Source organism: Trichocoleus desertorum ATA4-8-CV12 (assembly GCA_019358975.1).
GTDB lineage: Bacteria > Cyanobacteriota > Cyanobacteriia > FACHB-46 > FACHB-46 > Trichocoleus > Trichocoleus desertorum_A.
The window spans coordinates 26362-45325 of the sequence record JAHHIL010000031.1 but is presented as its reverse complement, the minus strand read 5'-3'; the positions used below and the strand labels follow the sequence as shown (position 1 = coordinate 45325).

Sequence of the window (18964 nt, the reverse complement as noted above, 5' to 3'; positions counted from 1 at the left end):
CTCACTTTTAAGAGATTGAGGCTTAAATCCTCCCAGGCTGTACTTAAGTACCTATCTAAATCGATAGGTAGCTAGGAGCCTAGTAAAAACTCATTAACCACACTCCAGGCATTAGGGTGAGACACTTTCTTCCGCGCCACGATGTAGTCAGCCAAATAACTCGCATCGCGGGCAATGCCAGAAAAACGTCCTGACCCCCAGGTATACAACCACGGAAGACCTAGAAAATAGAGTCCCCAGGCTCCGGTGACACCTCGCTCATGACCGGGATATCCCTTGCCATCGAACACGGGTACCTCAATCCAGCTAAAGTCAGATTGGTAGCCAGTACACCAAACCACTGCACTAATCTTGGCGCTTTCAAAATCTAGAGTCGCGATCGCTTGCTCAGGCTGCCAAACAGGTTGGTAAGTAGGTTCTGTCGGAGCCTCGATTTGGTTCTTCTCAATAAATCCATCAATGGTTTTCTTGATGCTTTCTGCTACCGCATCGGCTTGATCCAGATTTTGCTTTAAGTCGCTCCAAAATTCGAGACTGCGATCGCTAATATTTTTTAATCTGCCATAGAGTTGCATCCCCTCTAAAGCAAATTGTCGTAAGTCAATCTCTCGTCCGCCATCCCGCCCCGTGACATAGTGATTAGCTTTGGTTCTCACCTTTTCTTTTTGGGGATGCTCCTCAATTGACAAATCGTAGTATCCCATTTGATCGAGCCAATCAACCACATCCTTACCTCGGTAGCGTCGGGGCGATCGCGGCGCACCCCCGACACAGAGATGCACTTGTTTCCCTGCCAGGTGCAAATCTTCAGCAATCTGACACCCGGATTGGCCTGTACCCACGACTAACACACCTTCTCCAGGTAAAGACTCTGGATTTTTGTATTCTGAGGCATGCAGTTGCCCAATATGACTTGGGAGCCGCTCAGCTATCTTTGGCACTTTAGGGAGATGATAGCTACCTGATGCCACCACTACTTGATCAGCAGTGTAGTCGCCGCTGGAAGTAGTCACCTCAAACACATTTTGAACTTCATCCTTGCGCACCTTTAATACCGCAACACCTTGGTGGATAGGAGGATCGAAGGAGGCGGCATAGTCTTCAACGTATTGCACAATTTCATCCTTTTTCATGAAACCGTGCGGATCATCGCCGGGGTAGGCATAGCCTGGGAGCTTGCACTGCCAGTTAGGAGTGACTAAACAAAAAGAATCCCATCGTTTAGTCCGCCAAGCATAACCAATCTGATTTTTCTCAAAAATAATGTGGTCTATGCCTCTCTCTTTGAGGCAATAGCTAATGGAGAGCCCCGATTGACCACCTCCGACCACGATGACGGAATAGTGATTTTGCATAACTTCGCTGCTCGCTGGCTGGAATGTGTTGCCGGATTAAGTCCTCGCTCAGGCAGGCTTTGTATCTCTCAATACGAAAGCCGGAGATCTAGCGATAAGGACAGGAGACGCGATCGCCACTGCTACTAAGCCATTAAATTACTAAGCCATTAGATTTGCATCCATCCCTTGACGATCGCCTGATGAATGGCTTGATACCGAGTCCGTGCCTTGAGTTTAGTCAGGACATTATTCATGTGGAACTTCACGGTGCTTTCGCTAATGATCAGGCGATCGGCAATATCGCGATCGCGATGTCCTTGCGTCAACAAGGTCAGAATCTCCAGCTCCCGTTCGGAAAGAGTTGGCTGCTTTTCCCGGTTTAGGTCAACACCCCAAAAGTCACCCTGTAGCACTGCTTCTACCGCCTGTTTTAATTGCTCTGGGCTGGTAGACAAATTAACTCTACCCTGAATATCCTGCGGTACGGTTTGAGTTCCCTGTTGCACCCACAGCAACCATTTCGCCGTCTGAATTTGCGTTGCATCATCGGTCAACAAAGGTACATTTTGGTCTACTTCACGGCAAACTTGTAGACCTGCCCAAAAAGCTAGGTGCGTAAAGGCCAGTTGCAGAACTGGTAAACGGCATTGAATTCGTAGCTGCTGGCCCCCGCGATCGCCCCAATATGGCACTTTGAGCAAAAACTGCATGGCCCGTTGATTGCTGGTAGTTTGGGTTTGTAGCACTCCCCCTAAGCAGCTAACAGTAAAAAAGAGTTCATTTAGGAGAGACGGTAAACCACTTTTTGGATCAAGCTGAGACAAGTGAGTGGTTGGAATCATCGCCTCTAGCGCCACAGACTCTGCTGTATAAATTAGCCGACAGTAGTTGCAGGTGAATTGGTGCAAAATTTCAGCCGTTTGCAGAAAGACATAAGCCACTGGCAGAGTCAGAGGTCGTTCTGTGCCCACCAAGGTTAACCGAGTCGAACTTAGCAGACTCACCAATTGGTCGGAAAGAGAGAGGTGGTTAAAGGCAGGACTCGGAACCGCAGCCTGGGTCAAAGCTTGGGTCAAAGCCTGGGCCGAAGACTGCCACATCTGTTTTTCCTGCTGGTATTGGCTGGCTGTGTCTAGGGCGATCGCCGTGACAGTGCAAAGAGTCTGCAAAACCTCTAAAAATTCTGCCTCCATTGCCTGATGGCTAAAGGCGGCTAGCACGCCGATGACTCTATCCTGCATCACTAGAGGATATCCCGCAAATCCTCGAATGTTGTTGGCGATCGCCCACTCGCGATTTCCCACCCAAGGTTCAGCCGCGAGATGATTGCTTAAAAAAGAAACTCGATTCTGAGCAATTTTGCCCACTTTGTACGCTCCCATCGGAACTCGCGCAAAGGTGCCATTGAGATGGGTATACATGCCTGAGGAGGCAACCAGCTTTAAAGTAGCTTGTGCTTCTAGCAGCCAGATCCGCGCCAAGGCACAATCAAACTTCTCTACCAAGCCAGTAGTGACCCGACGAGCGATTTCCTCTGGTTCTAAGCAGCCAGAGAAGCCTTGAGCAATTTCGTTGCCTTGTTGTAAATCAAACAGAATCCGAGTTGAATCAAGGCGCTCTGTTAGCTCTATTGGGGAGTCAGGCATTGGCATATCACTCCAGTCCCTAATCCATTCAGGCCTAGATTGGCTTCTGACTCTGTATCGCAAGTTACGGAAGCCTAGCTTTGATAGTCGCGAAGCTGCGTACTACGAGTTAGAGGTAGTCATCAAACCCATATCTCTCTATTTCCGTACAGCTTTTGGTAGACTCACCGAAACATCTAACCTGAGTTAGGTGGAGGATGCCCGCAACCCCGCCAAAATCAAGGTATTCAAGCTTTTTTGTTTGAAACATAATCACAATGTAGCGCTGGCTTGCTGCTCTTTAATACCTTGGTTATAAGGATGGAGCCACCAGAACAAAACATTTGTCAACCTATTTTAAGAGAACTCAGAATGGTTACAACTCTAGATGATACAAAGCGGCTAGCGATCGCAGAAAGATTGGCAGATCTGAGAGCATTTCAGACTTTCATTATCTCCAATGATCAAAAGCTACTTGAAGCTTGCCCTTACGAAGATGTGCGGCAGCGGCTCCAGAATATGCTGGCCGACGACCAAAAAAACATTGGTATTATTGATACCGTCGTAGTGCAATACGGCATTCAATCTGAACCGAGTCCTGCGACCAAAGTCTTTATTCAGCAGTTTGAGCAGATGATGTCTGGTAATGAGTTTACCTTCTACCAAAAACTCATGCACCACGAGTTGATGAAGCATGGTCAGGCCATGAGCGGCATCGTCATCCACAAAGCGGCTCAGAAGGTAGGAGCAGACATCGAATTAGCCATTGGACCTTTGAATACTGTTAACTTTGAAGGTCGGGCGCACCAAGAGCAACTCAAGGGATTGCTAGAGCAAGTGGGTGTTCGCGAAATGACCGGACAAGACGCAGATCAAGGTCTCTGGGCAAGAGTTCAAGACGCGATCGCCGCTTTCTCTGGTGTGGCTGGTAGTGTCGTCACTCAGAATACCAACAAGCAGGACCTAAATATCCAGACTGTGATTCGGTTGGACCATGAGAAGGTGAATACCATCTTTACTGAAATTGGAGCCACCAAAGATCCGCAAAAGCTCCAAGAGTACTTCGGGCAGCTTTACAAAGATTTGCTCACTCACGCTCAAGCGGAAGAAGAAGTCGTTTATCCTAAGGTACGTCCTTTCTACGGCAACGACGACACCCAGGAGCTATACGACGAGCAAGCTGCGATGAAGCGGATGCTGGATGAGATTAAGGCGATGAGCCCTACTGATGCAGATGCATTCAGATCCAGAATCAAAGATCTGATGGATGCAGTCGGCGATCATATCCGCCAAGAAGAGAGCACCATGTTTGCCGCGATCGATCGCAATTGCAGCACCGAGCAAAAAGAGCAAATAGCAACAGAGTTCAAAGCTGCCAAGAGCCGTCTCCAACAAGAACTGTCAGCTTCTCTGCATTAGTAACCATTAGTTGACCTCTCCCCAACTCCTCTCCTTCGAGCAGAGGGGCTTTAGATCTAGCTCTAGATATCTAGCTCTAACTCCCCTTCCCTACTAGGGAAGGGGCTGGGGGTTAGGTCTCAGCGCAAACTAGCAAATAGTCCGGGATAATGTCTGTGGGGTGCGGAAACTATGAAATAGCCAGATGGGTAGCAGAATTACAGCCGCTCCATCCCAATGACATCAGCAAAGGGTGAGACAGAATGACGGTGGAGGAAGCATTAGCAGTTGTTGAGCGAATCCTGCCTCAAGGACGATTAAGCAAAGCCCAAGAGGCAATCTTTCGACAGTCCTGGGACGGAGGCTCTTACGCAGATATAGCTCGTGCTTCTGATTATGATGCTGGCTATATCAAAGATATTGGATCTAACTTCTGGCAACTGCTCTCCAAAGTTTTAGGTGAGAAGGTTACAAAACATAACTTTCGAGGAGTGTTGCAGCGTTTTATTCAACAAGAAATAGCTAGCCTTGCGCCAGAACCACAGCAGCCAATTCCACCTCTCATCCTCCCCGCTCCTGTAACTGCGATCGCTCACAACCTACCCGTCCGGGACTTCAACCAAATTGTGGGACGCGATCGCGAACTTGCCCAGTTACTAAAAGCGCTGACCTTTGATTGCCCAACCCACTGCATCAGCATCGAAGGTATCGGCGGCATGGGTAAAACTACCCTAGCTTTATCTGCGGCCTATCACTACCTGCAAGCTACACCCAGCATTGCCAATTCAGAATCTAATTCACTTCCGAACCTTGTACCCACGTTTGAGGCGATCATCTTCACCTCGGCCAAACAAGAACGTCTCACACCGCAAGGAGTCTTGCCTCGTCTGAAACCAGAGCGGAGTTTGCGGGATGTCTTCCGAGCGATCGCCCGCACGCTCAAGCGCTCAGATATCTTATTGATGGATTTTGAAGAACAGATTGACCAAATTCAGGATGCGTTAAATCGTCAGCCCACTCTGCTGATGGTAGACAATCTGGAAACCTTGGAGGATTGGCGATCGATCTTGGCATTCTTGTATGACCTGCCATCTACGGTTAAAGTGGTGATCACCAGCCGCCAACAGTTCTCATTTCATGCCATTCGCTTAGAGCCACTGCCACCTGTGGAAAGCTTTTCCCTGATTGAGCAGCAGGTTCAAAGCAAGAGTGTCGTGCTAGGGTCAGCCGATGTGCAAACCCTACATCATTACACCAGCGGCGTACCTGCGGCTATTGTCTATGCGATCGGGCAACTCGCAGCAGGTTACCCAGTGAGGCATCTACCATCTCGTTTGAGCTTGGCGGTTGGGGACTATGCTCACTTCTATTTCCAGAGTTCTATGTCCCTGCTTCAAGGAACCTTACCTCACTACTTACTCATGGCCTTGGCGTTGTCTCCGGGGTCAGCTCCTTTAGAGGCGATCGCACATATCGCAGGCAGCGACAATCTCACGCACTCGGTCGAAGGGCTGGCGCAGTTGCAGCAACTTTCCCTGGTGAATCAGCAGTCAGGCCGATACTCGATCTTGGCCCTGACGCGAGAATACGCCTTAGCCGAACTAGCAACCCATCCTAACTTTGAGCAAGCGGCCCGCAACCGTTGGATCAACTGGTTCCTGTCGTATGTGCAACAGCACGGTGGCAAAGATGGCAAAGAATGGCAGGAGTATCCCCTACTGGACCAGGAATGGGATAACCTGCAAGCAGTGATTGAATGGTGTATTGCCAGCGATCGCTACGATGAAATGCGGCAATTGTGGCAGCAGGTGAATTCCTACACCCACACGCAAGGCTATCGCCAAAACCGCTTGAACGTCTGGAACACTCGTCTCGACTGGGCCAATTGGCTCATCCAAGCTGCCGAGAAACGACAAGATTGGTTTACAGCCCTAGAAGTGATGCTAGACCAAGGCTGGACCCTAACCTTACTGGGTCAATCCAGACATTTAGAAGAAGCTCATACCCTCCATCAAAAAGCTTGGGAACTGCGACATTACCAAAGCCTCAACTTCCAAGCCGAGTTAGCCATTAACATTGCGGTACTTCGAATTCAGCAGCGCCTCTTTGCCGAAGCGACAGACTGGCTACGACAAGCGCAACAACTCCTTAACTGCGCTGAGATCGAGACAGCCATGCCGCGATCGCAGATCCAGATTTGGTATTACCAAGGTGAAGTTGCTTACAAAACCGAAAACTATGACCAAGCCCATACCCTATTCCAACAAGTCTTAGCCCAAGCTGAACGCCTAGATTGGCAGCGAGCTAAGTTTTTAGCCAAAGACTGGTTAGCGGACATTGCGATTCAGCAGCAACACTTCAGCGAAGCCCAACATCTACTAGAGGAAGGTTTGCAAGTAGCGGTAGCCAATCAAGATGAGTGCCGAGTCGCCTTTTGTGAGCGATCGCTAGCGCGTTTAGAAAAAGCCCGTGGCAATGGTGCGATCGCCCAACACTGGGCTGCTACTGCGAAACACCGTTTTGAGGAGTTAGGAATGCTAACCGAAGCCAAGGAAACCAGCGCCCTGTTGCAAACGTTGGTGTAACCCTAACCTACCGCCTAATGACTAAAGTCGCGGCTACAAGAAAAAAGACCGCCTGCGCGGCCTAAAAAAAAGGATGTTTATAGCCTGCGGAGACAGGCTTAGTTTTGATAGCCCCAGGCTTTAGTCTGCGGGTTCTATTTACGCAGTTGTAAAAAAGCTTCGTAGGGCATCCTCCATTGAGAGGCTAACGGTAGGGCGCGACTGAGCAGCAGATCGATCTACAACTCGACAAGCTGGCATGGCCTGTAGCGGTTCACAATCAGAAGGAGCAGCACCGATTGCTAGATCCAGGCCAAAGTGTTTACGAAAGAGTACCTGAGTCAACACGTAGGCTCGATGCCAATCTTGCCGATCTGCTTCTCCTCTTGTACCCAGATAAGGAAAATGATGGATAAATCGCCCAAATAAGTGTTGACAATCTTCCGCATACTTATGTGTGTCAAGGATATGCTGATGCCAAACTTGGTCAATTTCTTGGGTAGGTACCAATTGCAAGCGAGGATATTGTCCCACCAAATAAAGAAAACCCAGATAACGCGCGATCGCCCGTGTCGTCTGCAATTTCGTCCATTTCGGACCCGCTTGAGAGTGCATTAATTGGTGGGCAATGGGGCCGAGATCGAGCGATCGCACCTTTTTTAGAAACGCTTGAAACGATTGGGGTGAAGCAGGGTACTGCACCATTGTGGCTTGCTCCTTGAATGACACGAAAACTCTCTTATGTATAAACATCGCTAGAAGCACTGCCTGGTACGGATTTTAATCAGTTCATTTTTTGGTTCAGTTTTGGTTCAGTGTCACATTTCGTCAACATCAATCCTGAAAAGAGCGTGCAATACTGGGATAGAATCAGTTCCCGTATCCGTGCGATCTATCAATGCCCTCGCTCAAAGTCTCCTCCCAGGAGTTAAACCGAATCAAGCAGCTTAGGAAGGCGAGACACTGGGCAATTGAAGACAGGCAGTGGTTAATTGTTGCTAGTCAAATTCTTGATCCCTCTACGGACTGGGGTTCGGAAGCTTACGCAGGCCAGCAGATTTTTGCCCCTGGAGTTTCTCTCTCCACCTGGAAGCGCTTTTTACGGGGCGAAGCCATCAACGCCAAAATCTTCAAGGTTTTCTGTCAAGTCTTGGAACTACCCTGGCAGTCGGTTGTAGAGCGAGAGGAAATAGCAGGAGTTAACTCTCCATCAGTTCCGTCTGATGTGTCTCTATCCTGTGATCAGGATTGGGGAGAGGCTCCAGAGGTTCCCGTATTTTTTGGGCGATCGCAGGAATTGAGCACTCTAGAGCAATGGATTTTAGGAGAGCGCTGCCGTCTGGTGGCAATTTTGGGCATTGGTGGCACTGGCAAAACGGGGCTTTCTCTTAAATTCGGCTCCGGTGGCATGGGTAAGACCAACTTATCTCTTACCTTGGCTCAGAATATTCAAGATCAGTTTGAGTGCATCATTTGGCGATCGCTCCTCAACGCTTCTCCCTTGACCACTTTATTGGTGGATCTGATTAAAATTCTCTCGAATCAGCAAGAATCGACTCTACCTAATACTTTGGAGGATAGTCTCTCGCGACTACTCCATTACTTGCGATCGCGGCGCTGTTTGCTGATTTTGGATAACGTAGAAACGATTTTGCAAGGTGGAGATATAGCAGGACAGTATCGAGCAGGATATGAAGGCTATGGGCAACTGTTTAAGCAACTGGGGGAAGTGCCGCATCAAAGCTGCCTGTTACTCACCAGCCGCGAGAAGCCGCGAGAAGTAGCGCGTTTGGAAGGTCGCAATCGACCTGTGCGATCGCTAGAACTCGGTGGGTTAGAAGTTGTCGATGGGAAACAGATCTTTGCTGAGGTTGATCAGTTTTCTGGCTCTGAACAGGATTGGCAAGAACTGATTGCTCTCTACAACGGAAATCCTCTAGCGCTAGCTGCCAAACATATTCGTGATGTTTTCTGCGGTAACATTACCGAGTTTCTGGGGTATGGCAGACCCATCTTTCATGACTTGCAAGACTTGTTAAATTGGTATTTTCAGCGCTTAACTGAGCAAGAGATTGAGGTGGTTTATTGGTTGGTGATCAATCGTGAACCAGTGGCGATCGCTCAACTCAGCGAAGATCTCCTTTCTCCCATTTCTAAGAAGCAACTACCTACTACACTGCAATCTCTACAACGCCGCTTAGCCTTGGAGAAAAGTGGCGATCGCTTTACCCTACATCCAGTGTTGATGGAGTATTTCGCCGCTCAATTCATTCAGGCCATTGCCCAGGAGATCCAAACAGGCGATCTACGTTTCTTCAAAAGTCATGCTCTACTCAAAGCGATCGCTAAAGACTATATCCGTGAAGCTCAAAAGCAACTGATCCTCCAACCACTCACTGATCAACTCTTGGCTAAGCTAGGCGAACTCGAACCGATCGAACAACAGTTAGACCAAATATTGGCAGAGTTGCGAGGTAAATCTTTACCGTACACAGGCTACGCGGCAGGTAACATCCTCAATCTACTTTGCTACTTAAAAGTAGACTTGAGCGATCGCGATTTCTCTGATCTGGCAATTCGTCAAGCCTATTTAGCCAATGTCTCTTTACCCCGGACAAACTTCACCCATGCCACTCTAGAGAAATCTGTCTTTACCGAAACCACCGGAAGCATTCTAGCCGCCGCTTTCAGTCCTGATGGTAATCTGCTGGCAACCGGAGAAATAGATGGGATTCTGCGTCTTTGGCACGTCCCGACCGGAAGACAGATTTTGACTTGGAAGGGACACAGCAGTTGGGTTAGTTCAGTCGCTTTCAGCCCCGATGGTAGGATCTTGGCGAGCAGCAATTATGACCATGCCATTTGCTTTTGGGACGTTGAGACCAAGACCCGCCTGAGCGTGCTGGAAGGACATACTAGTTGGGTGCAGCATATTCTATTTAGTCCAGATGGTCAGTTTCTATTCAGTGCCAGTAATGACCAAACAGTCAAAATTTGGCAAGTCAGCTCAGGCATCTGCCTCAAAACCCTGGAAGGACATCGCGATCGCGTTTGGAGAGTCGCTCTCAGTCCTGATGGTACGTTACTAGCGAGTGGCAGTTCTGATCAGACGATTCGCTTATGGGATGCCCTGACAGGAGAATGCCTACGGCTTTTGGAAGGGCACCAAAACTGGGTTCGATTTGTAGAGTTTCACCCCAGTGATGACACCCTACTGAGCATCGGAGATTATGAAACAGTCAGGAGATGGAACCCTCATACAGGTGAGTGTTTAGCCATCTGGCAAAATCATGGAGACTGGTTACTCTCTGGTATCTGTGACCCAACTGGAAAACTCTTAGCGATCGCTGATGCTCAAAATAGAGTGCAGCTTTGGAATTTAGCAACTTGGTGTTGCGAAAAGATATTAGCAGGACATTCTAACCAGATTTCAGCGATCGCGTTTAGCCCGGATGGTGCGATCTGTGCCACAGGCGGAGAAGATCAAATCTTGAAATTATGGGATGTCCAGTCTGGGCAATTGACCCGAACATTTCACGGCTTTAAGGATGAGATTTTTGCGCTTACTTATGCTCGCGATCGCCATTGGTTAGTGAGCGGTCACAACAATGGCATGATTCACTTCTGGAATCTCTCATCTGGAGAATGCTACAAATCCCTAAAAGGCCACGCTGCTAGAATTTGGTCGCTTGCTTTCAATTCAGATCACTCTATGCTTGCTAGTAGTAGCAGCGACTCATCCATTCGCTTGTGGAATGCCCAAACTGGTGAGTGTAGTCGGGTGCTAAGAGGAAACACCTACTGGTTTTGGGCGATCGCTTTTAGCCCCAATGATCAAGTCTTGATTAGTGGCGCGGGGAATGGACTGATTCAATTTTGGGATGTGCAGTCGGGTGAATGTTTAAGAGCGATCGCAGCCCATCAAGGTCGTACTTGGTCTCTCTCTTGTAGCCCAGATGGCAAAACATTAGTCAGTGGAGGGCAAGATTTAGTCATCAAGTTCTGGGATTTAGCGACGGGGGAATATCTAGCAGAATTACCCCCTGTAAAGCATCGTGTCTGGTTAGCCGAGTTTAGCCCCAATGGTCAAATCTTGGCTTGTAGTAGTCCTGATGGCACTTTAAGTTTATGGGATGCTCACACTCGCACCTGCTTGCACTTTCTTCAAGGTCACACCAAACAGACTTGGCGAGCGAAATTCAGTGCTGACAGCAAAATTCTGGCCAGTTGTAGTGATGATCAAACCGCGCGGATTTGGGATGTGGCCACCGGAAACTGTCTGCAAGTGCTGACAGGTCATACCCACACAGTCAATTCAGTCTACTTTATCCCTGACAGCCAAATCCTAGCCACTGGGAGCCAAGATGGCACGATTCGCCTTTGGGATATTGTCACTGGTCAATGTCTCAATGTTCTACGTGCCCCTCGTCCTTACGAAGGTATGAAGATTACAGGCATAACAGGGCTGACGGATGCGGAGAAGGAAACACTGCATCTTTTGGGAGCAGTGGATTAAGAAGCGATCGCCGTAGCTTTTTGCGTCATGATTGGCAAGTTCTCATGTTTCTGCAAGCCGACGGACTGTTTCCAGCGTGTCAATTTCTTCCGGTGGCTTATCAGGCCGTATCCGCACAATCCGAGGAAAGCGCAGGGCATAGCCGCTCTTATGGCGTTTAGAGAGTTGGACGCGATCGAACGTCACCTCCAGAACAATGCGAGGCTGCACGACATGCACTTTGCCATGAGCAAACTCTTGCAAGGTATGGGCTTGGAACCAAGTAGACAGTTCTGTCACTTCCGCATCCGTCAAGCCAGAGTAAGCTTTTCCCACATTCAGCAAAGTGAGATCGGTCTCGCTGGCACGCACCGCAAAGGTGTAGTCGGAGAGAAAGCGACTGCGCTTGCCAGTGCCCACTTCTGCGGCTGTCACCACCACATCCAGAGTGGCGATCGCCCGCTTGATTTTCAGCCAATCCTTACCCCGCCGACCTGGTTTGTAAGTTGAGTTGAGCGCTTTGACCATCAATCCTTCGTTACCGCGATCGCGAGCTGCAAGAAATTCTGCATCCAAAGCGGTGGTATCATTAAAGCGTTGTGACATAGCCCGACGAGCTCTGGGTGTTGTGAGTGGTAGCGCAGTCAATACCGCCTGACGCTGCACATAAGGCTCCTCAATCAGCACCGCCCCATTTTGGTAGAGCAGATCATAGGCAATAAACGCCACGGGTACTTCAGCCAATAACGCCTCAGCAGGAGTTTTACGTCCCAGTCGCTTTTGTAGTTCCTGAAAGGGAAGAGTCTGCTCGCCTCGAAACGGTACAATCTCCCCATCCAAGATCAATCCTGTTGTCGTTTCTCCCTCCCTAGTTTCCTGCACTAAAGCAGCCAACGGAGCCAACAAATCCGGAAAACTAGCTGTGATGTCATCCAATGTGCGAGAAAAGAGAGCGACACGCACGCCATTAACGACCGTTCCGTGAGCTGATTTATCTGTTGGGTCTGCGGGGGCAATATGCACCTGTGCCCGGATGCCATCATACTTATCCTCAACCGCAAATTCTCCTGGCAACAGCCTGGTTACTTCTGCCAAATCCTCGGCGGGGCTAGCCAACATAAACTTGACCGGATGGAATAACTGCATTTGGGCTTGCTCTAGCTGGCCGTGACGAGCCAATACAGCCGTTGTCCCAATATCCCCCAGCAACATATTCACCCACTGAATCCGCTCTACCTTTTGCCTTGCTAATCGAGCGATCGCATCTTCTACCGCACCTTCCTTAAGGCCAATCCGCAGATCTCCAGATAACAGCTTGACTAAATACTTCGCTTCCAGAGGCGTAGCGCGTTTTAGCAGTTTCACCACCCACTCTAGTTTGCGCTTGGAACCTTTGGTTTTAGCAATTTGCTCTAGGGCGATCGCGACATCGGTAAGGTTAAGCGAGGCTAAGGCGCGATCGGGAAATATAGCAGCCGTAACATCACCCAGATCTCCCAGTTTCACCAACTGCACCTTGAGCGTCTCCAGCTCAATTTCCGTAATCAGCATCAAAGCTGACAACAGAGTTGCCCCTCCTATCTTGGTGGTCCTTTGCTCCTTCAAAGGAAATACATAGCCTGCGAAATAACGAGCTGCATAGGCTAGATGCTCGTCATTGAGACCATTAAAGTAGTGACCCAGCAGAGCGGACTTGGCCAAGCGTTTCGTCGTGGCACCCACCTGTTCCGCCACTTGCGCAAACCGCAGAAGAGTACCTGTCTGAGTAGCTGTGCTAGAGCTAACCTCAGCAGCCGTTAACAGAGAGGTGGGTGAGTGAGTACCCGAATCTCCCTGAGTCATAGATGGTAAAGCGACTTGTATCGAGTTGCCCAGCAAAACGGTTCTCCCTTAGCAGCGTTTTGTGAAGCTCACTCTAACCAGAAAGGCAAAAAGAACAGAGAACTCAACCAGGAATAGTTCAAAGGTAGTCAAGCTCAGGGGTAATAGCCTCTGTCTTTTGGCACGATCCGCAAGACTGATTGCCGCTCACTGCTCCACCACAAGGGTTGCTGCTAAAAGATCTGACTTTTTCCTGACCTTTTCCGACTCCCAAGCGGTAGGGGCAGGCGCTAAAGTTGTCTGAAAGTTGAGTACCATGACCGCTACTTTGCAAAAATCTCCATCTGCTTCTCCCAGCCTCAGCACTCCAGTCACTAGCCGCGAAATTGTCTTTGTTGATCCAGCCGTAATCGATTACCCAGATTTAGTCGCAGGGGTGCGATCGGGGGTTGAGGTCGTTGTGCTAGAGGCAATGGCAGATGGGGTCGAGCAAATTAGTCACGTTTTAGCCCAACGCCAAAATCTAACCGCTGTGCATGTGGTATCTCACGGCTCACCGGGACGAGTGCAACTGGGTACCAGTGAACTAAGCCTCGAAACCATCGATCGCTACTCCTGGGAACTGCAAGCCTGGGCCGAAGCCTTCACTAATAACGCAGAGTTACTGATTTACGGCTGTGAAGTAGCCCAGGGCGAAAGGGGACAGGCTCTTGTAGCCCAACTGGGCAAGCTTACCGGAACCAAAATTGCTGCGTCAACCACCAAAACGGGTAATACCGATCTAGGCGGAGACTGGGAGTTACAGATTAATCAGGAAGTAGCCACTAAGCTAGCTTTTATTTCAACAGTACTTGAGCAATATGAGGGTATGTTGAACTCAGAGCCTGTGCAATACAACCTCAACTTAGGCACCGATAGTTCTCACCCCAGCAACTTTACAGATGTCAACGGCACGCTCTACTTCCGTGCCTATAACAGCGCCAATGGCTCTGAGCTGTGGAAGATTGACCCCACTACGGGTAATTTATCTGTAGTGGATGTTAATACCCAAGATTTGGGTTCTTCTCCCTCCTCTCTGACCAACGTCAACGGCACGCTCTACTTCAATGCCTATAACAGCGCCAATGGTTATGAGCTGTGGAAGCTTGACCCGACTACGGGTAATCCAGTGCGCCTCGAGATTGAAGCGGGCTCTGGCAGTTCCTATCCTGAAAATCTGACCAACGTCAACGGCACGCTCTACTTCCGTGCCTATAACAGCGCCAATGGTTATGAGCTGTGGAAGCTTGACCCGACTACGGGTAATCCAGTGCGCCTCGAGATTGAAGCGGGCTCTGGCAGTTCCTATCCTGAAAATCTGACCAACGTCAACGGCACGCTCTACTTCCGTGCCACCAACAGCGCCAATGGCAATGAGCTGTGGAAGATTGACCCCACTACGAGTAATCCAGTGCGTGTCACTGATATTGAAGCGGGCTCTGGCAGTTCTGCTCCCTCCTCTCTGACCAACGTCAACGGCACGCTCTACTTCCGTGCCTATAACAGCGCCAATGGTTATGAGCTGTGGAAGATTGACCCCACTACGAGTAATCCAGTGCGCCTCGAGATTGAAGCGGGCTCTGGCAGTTCCTATCCTGAAAATCTGACCAACGTCAACGGCACGCTCTACTTCCGTGCCTATAACAGCGCCAATGGCTCTGAGCTGTGGAAGATTGACCCGACTACGGGTAATCCAGTGCGCCTCGAGATTGAAGCGGGCTCTGGCAGTTCTGCTCCCTCCTCTCTGACCAACGTCAACGGCACGCTCTACTTCCGTGCCTATAACAGCGCCAATGGCTCTGAGCTGTGGAAGATTGACCCGACTACGGGTAATCCAGTGCGCCTCGAGATTGAAGCGGGCTCTGGCAGTTCTGCTCCCTCCTCTCTGACCAACGTCAACGGCACGCTCTACTTCAGTGCCTATAACAGCGCCAATGGTTATGAGCTGTGGAAGATTGACCCCACTACGAGTAATCCAGTGCGTGTCACTGATATTGAAGCGGGCTCTGGCAGTTCTGCTCCCTCCTCTCTGACCAACGTCAACGGCACCCTCTACTTCCGTGCCCGAAACAGTGCCAATGGCAATGAGCTGTGGAAGATTAATTCACAAACAAATTTGCCCGAACTCGTCGTTGACCTCAACCCTGGCGCAGGTAGTTCCAACCTAACCATTCTCGGCTTTGAGAACGGCAATTTGTATCTCTCCGCAGATAACGGAGCGAATGGCCCAGAGCTTTGGGTGTTAGATGTCACTAATGACGCCCCTGTTCTTAGCAGTGTAGGTAAGTTAGGCAACGAAGATACTCCCATTGCTTTCACAAGTGGCGACTTTATAACTGCTTTCGCCGATGCTGATGGTGATAGCCTAACCAAAATTAAAATTACTACTCTCCCGACTAACGGCGTTCTTAACTTAGGTGATAGCCTTGTCACCCTTAGTCAGGAAATTGCTGTTTCCGCTCTCGACACACTCAGCTTTGTTCCTGCCAGCAACTTCAATGGCACTGTCAGCTTTAGTTGGAATGGTTTTGATGGCACAACCTATGCCGCAAACCCCACAACCGTCACCCTCGCGATCGCTCCCGTCAACGATGTCCCGGTTGTAAGTGGTGCGATCGCTAATCAAGCTGCAACCGAAGACGCTACCTTTAGCTTCACTATTCCTGGTAATGCCTTTAGTGATATTGATGCAGGAGACACCCTTACCTACAGCGCCACTCTAGAAAACGGTAATCCACTGCCCAGTTGGTTAGTTTTCAATGCTGCTACTCAGACCTTCAGCGGTACTCCTTTGAATGAAGATGTCGGTAATCTCAGCATTAAAGTCACTGCCACTGATTCAGTTGGCGCGTTTGCTAATAGTACCTTTGAGCTAGCGATCGCCAACACCAACGATGCACCCACCGGTTCTGTAACTGAATCTCTAGTTTCCGGTACAGAAGACACGGCTTACACCATCAGCAAAGCACAACTCCTGGCTGGCTTCACTGATATTGATGGCGATGCACTGTCTATCACCGACTTTGCCACCAGCAACGGCAACTTTGTGGAGAACGAGGACGGTAGCTTCACCATCACTGGGGCAAACAATTACAACGGTGCAGTGAGTGTAACCTACAAAGTCAGCGATGGCTCCTTCTCGGCTGATGCCTCCAACAGCTTCACCCTAGCTCCCGTCAACGATGCTCCAACTGGTTCTGCTACTGCAATATTGGCAACGGGGACAGAAGACAATCCTTATACCATTACTACTTCTGAACTACTTCAAGGCTTCAGCGATGTGGATGGTGACATTCTCTCTATTTCTGACCTCACTGCTACTAACGGCAACTTGGTCAATAACAATGATGGTACTTATAGCTTCACGCCTGCTGCCAACTTCAACGGCACAGTCAACCTCAGCTATGACGTAATCGATAGTAATGGAGGTTCTGTTGCAGCGACTCAGTCGTTCACAGTGGATGCAGTCAACGATGTACCCACAGGAACTGCATCGACGAACTTAATCAACGGAACTGAAGACACAAGCTACACCATCAGTGCTGTTGACTTGCTGCAAGGTTTTAGTGATGTCGATGGAGATGTCCTTTCTGTTGCTGACCTGGTTGCTACCAATGGCACTCTAATCAATAACAATGATGGTACTTATAGCTTCACGCCTGCTGCCAACTTCAACGGTACAGTCAACCTCACCTATAACGTCGTAGATGGAAATGGCGGCAGCGTTGCAGCCACTCAATCTTTCACAGTGGATGCTGTTAACGATGTACCCACAGGAACCGCGTCAGCAAACTTGAGTGCAGGCACAGAAGATACGACCTACACTATTAACGCTGCTGATTTACTATCAGGATTCAGTGATGTAGATGGTGATATTCTCTCTGTTGTAGATCTAGTTGCGGCTAACGGAACCTTAGTTGACAACAATAATGGCACCTATACCTTCACTCCTGCTGTTAACTTCAACGGTACAGTCAACCTCACTTATAACGTTGTTGATGGCAACGGTGGTTCTGTTGCAGCGGCTCAATCTTTCACAGTGGATGCTGTTAACGATGTACCTGTAGGAACCGCGTCAGCAGCCCTAATCAACGGAACGGAAGATACCGCCTACACCATTAATGCTGCTGATTTACTCCAAGGTTTCAGCGATGTCGATGGAGACACTCTCGCTGTTGCTGACTTGGTTGCCACCGATGGCACTCTAATCAATAACAATGATGGTACTTATAGCTTCACTCCTGCTGCTAACTACAACGGCAGCGTCAACCTCAGCTATAACGTCATTGATGGTAATGGGGGCACCATCGCGGTAGCTCAATCTATCACGATCGCCGCTGTTAATGATGCTCCGGTGGTGAATCAGGCGATCGCGGCTCAGAATACACTTGAAGACAGCCCCTTCACCTTTACCATTCCAGCCGATACCTTCAGTGATGTGGATGGAGATGCGCTCACCTATACGGCAAGGCTAGCGACTGGGGAGGTGCTGCCAACCTGGCTCAGCTTTGATGGCACCACCTTGAGCGGTACACCCACCAATGACGAGGTTGGCAACCTCAACATTCAAGTTACAGCTTCTGACGGTGAGCTTTCAGTTAGCAACCTGTTCAATTTAGCGATCGCTAACACCAACGATGCTCCCACTGCTAGCAACGATAACTTGATTACCAATGAAGATGTACCGTTGGTAATCAGTGCAGCAACTCTTATAGGTAACGATGTTGACGTAGATTTGGGCGATATCCTTAGTGTTACCACAACCACACAACCAGGAAAAGGAGCGTTGGTTGACAATGGCAATGGCACCTATACCTACACCCCCAACGCTAACTACAACGGCGGAGATAGCTTCGCTTACACGATTCGCGATCGCGATGGCGCAACCAGTACTGCCACGGTCAATCTCACGATTAATGCTGTGAATGATAACCCAGATGCCATCAATGACATCGTCACTGCTCGCCAAAGCACAGCTAAAACTATCCTGGCGGCTGACTTACTCGCTAACGATGGTGGCATTGAAGGAGATGTCCTCAGCCTGACTCAGGTTCAGAATGCCCAGAATGGTACAGTTGCCCTCGATAGTAACGGCAATGTCGTCTTCACAGCGAATGCCAACGTCGCAACTGCCAGCTTTGAATATACTCTCAGCGATGGTAAGGGCGGAACTGATATCGCATTTGTGAGTGTATTAGTTGGCATGGTTGACGATGGCGGCAACGGCCAAGATACCATGAACGGTACCGCTGGAGATGATGTGCTCAACGGCGGCAATGGTGATGATATCTTACGAGGTTTTACTGGGGACGATAAGTTATTGGGTGGCAATGGTATAGATAACTTACAAGGTGGAGAGGGGAAAGACTGGCTGTATGGCGGACGCGGTAATGACCTGCTGAACGGTGGTTTAGGACGTGATACCTTTGTGCTAATCTCCCAAAATGGTACAGACACCATTCAGGACTTCACGGATGGCGAAGACCAAATTGGTTTAGCTGAAGGGTTAACCTTCGGGCAACTGACGGTTAGCTCCAGCAACGGCAGTACGCTCATTGCTAAGAACGGTGGAGAAGTGCTAGCAATCTTGTCAGGAGTCAACTCTAGTCTGATTACCCAATCCGACTTTATCTCTGTCGTCTAAAATGCAAAACTGCGATCGCCTCTCTAGTCTTAGTAAAGGCG

Annotated in this window: 8 protein-coding genes; 4 read left to right on the top strand and 4 right to left on the bottom strand. The window is 49.4% G+C overall.

The window, feature by feature from the left end:
* Nucleotides 1-71: 71 nt before the first annotated feature.
* Both KME12_18805 and KME12_18800 read right to left on the bottom strand, forming a co-directional pair.
* Nucleotides 72-1355: an MSMEG_0569 family flavin-dependent oxidoreductase gene (locus KME12_18805; protein ID MBW4489838.1), complete on the bottom strand. Its 1284-nt coding sequence runs from the start codon at nucleotides 1353-1355 to the stop codon at nucleotides 72-74.
* Nucleotides 1356-1504: 149 nt separating this feature from the next.
* A complete protein-coding gene (locus tag KME12_18800) occupies nucleotides 1505-2983 on the bottom strand; it encodes a GAF domain-containing protein (GenBank protein MBW4489837.1) in 1479 nt (492 codons plus the stop codon).
* 351 nt (nucleotides 2984-3334) lie between these two features.
* Here KME12_18800 and KME12_18795 point away from each other — a divergent pair, with 351 nt between their 5' ends.
* Nucleotides 3335-4381 carry a hemerythrin domain-containing protein gene (locus KME12_18795; protein ID MBW4489836.1) on the top strand — a complete coding sequence of 349 codons (1047 nt, stop codon included), beginning with the start codon at nucleotides 3335-3337 and terminating at the stop codon, nucleotides 4379-4381.
* 242 nt (nucleotides 4382-4623) lie between these two features.
* Nucleotides 4624-6945, top strand: coding sequence for an ATP-binding protein (locus tag KME12_18790; protein ID MBW4489835.1), 2322 nt, complete (start codon nucleotides 4624-4626; stop codon nucleotides 6943-6945).
* A 138-nt stretch (nucleotides 6946-7083) separates the two neighbouring features.
* On the opposite strand, the gene KME12_18785 is transcribed toward KME12_18790, so the two are convergent.
* Entirely contained in the window at nucleotides 7084-7653 is a 570-nt protein-coding gene (locus tag KME12_18785; GenBank protein MBW4489834.1) for a glycine-rich domain-containing protein-like, read from the bottom strand.
* 169 nt (nucleotides 7654-7822) lie between these two features.
* Between KME12_18785 and KME12_18780 the strand changes: the two genes are divergently transcribed.
* Complete coding sequence (locus KME12_18780; protein ID MBW4489833.1) at nucleotides 7823-11440, top strand: hypothetical protein; 3618 nt, start codon at nucleotides 7823-7825, stop codon at nucleotides 11438-11440.
* 42 nt (nucleotides 11441-11482) lie between these two features.
* Here KME12_18780 and KME12_18775 read toward each other — a convergent pair whose 3' ends face one another.
* Nucleotides 11483-13297 (bottom strand): ATP-dependent DNA ligase, encoded by a 1815-nt coding sequence (locus KME12_18775; GenBank protein MBW4489832.1) that lies wholly within the window; start codon nucleotides 13295-13297, stop codon nucleotides 11483-11485.
* A 259-nt stretch (nucleotides 13298-13556) separates the two neighbouring features.
* Here KME12_18775 and KME12_18770 point away from each other — a divergent pair, with 259 nt between their 5' ends.
* Nucleotides 13557-18923, top strand: coding sequence for a cadherin-like domain-containing protein (locus KME12_18770; GenBank protein ID MBW4489831.1), 5367 nt, complete (start codon nucleotides 13557-13559; stop codon nucleotides 18921-18923).
* Nucleotides 18924-18964: the final 41 nt, after the last annotated feature.

Bases quoted from the DNA above. Each gene is read 5' to 3' on its own strand.
- KME12_18805 (MBW4489838.1), bottom strand. From the start codon at position 1,355: ATGCAAAATCACTATTCCGTCATCGTGGTCGGAGGTGGTCAATCGGGG.
- KME12_18800 (MBW4489837.1), bottom strand. From the start codon at position 2,983: ATGCCTGACTCCCCAATAGAGCTAACAGAGCGCCTTGATTCAACTCGG.
- KME12_18795 (MBW4489836.1), top strand. From the start codon at position 3,335: ATGGTTACAACTCTAGATGATACAAAGCGGCTAGCGATCGCAGAAAGA.
- KME12_18790 (MBW4489835.1), top strand. From the start codon at position 4,624: ATGACGGTGGAGGAAGCATTAGCAGTTGTTGAGCGAATCCTGCCTCAA.
- KME12_18780 (MBW4489833.1), top strand. From the start codon at position 7,823: ATGCCCTCGCTCAAAGTCTCCTCCCAGGAGTTAAACCGAATCAAGCAG.
- KME12_18770 (MBW4489831.1), top strand. From the start codon at position 13,557: ATGACCGCTACTTTGCAAAAATCTCCATCTGCTTCTCCCAGCCTCAGC.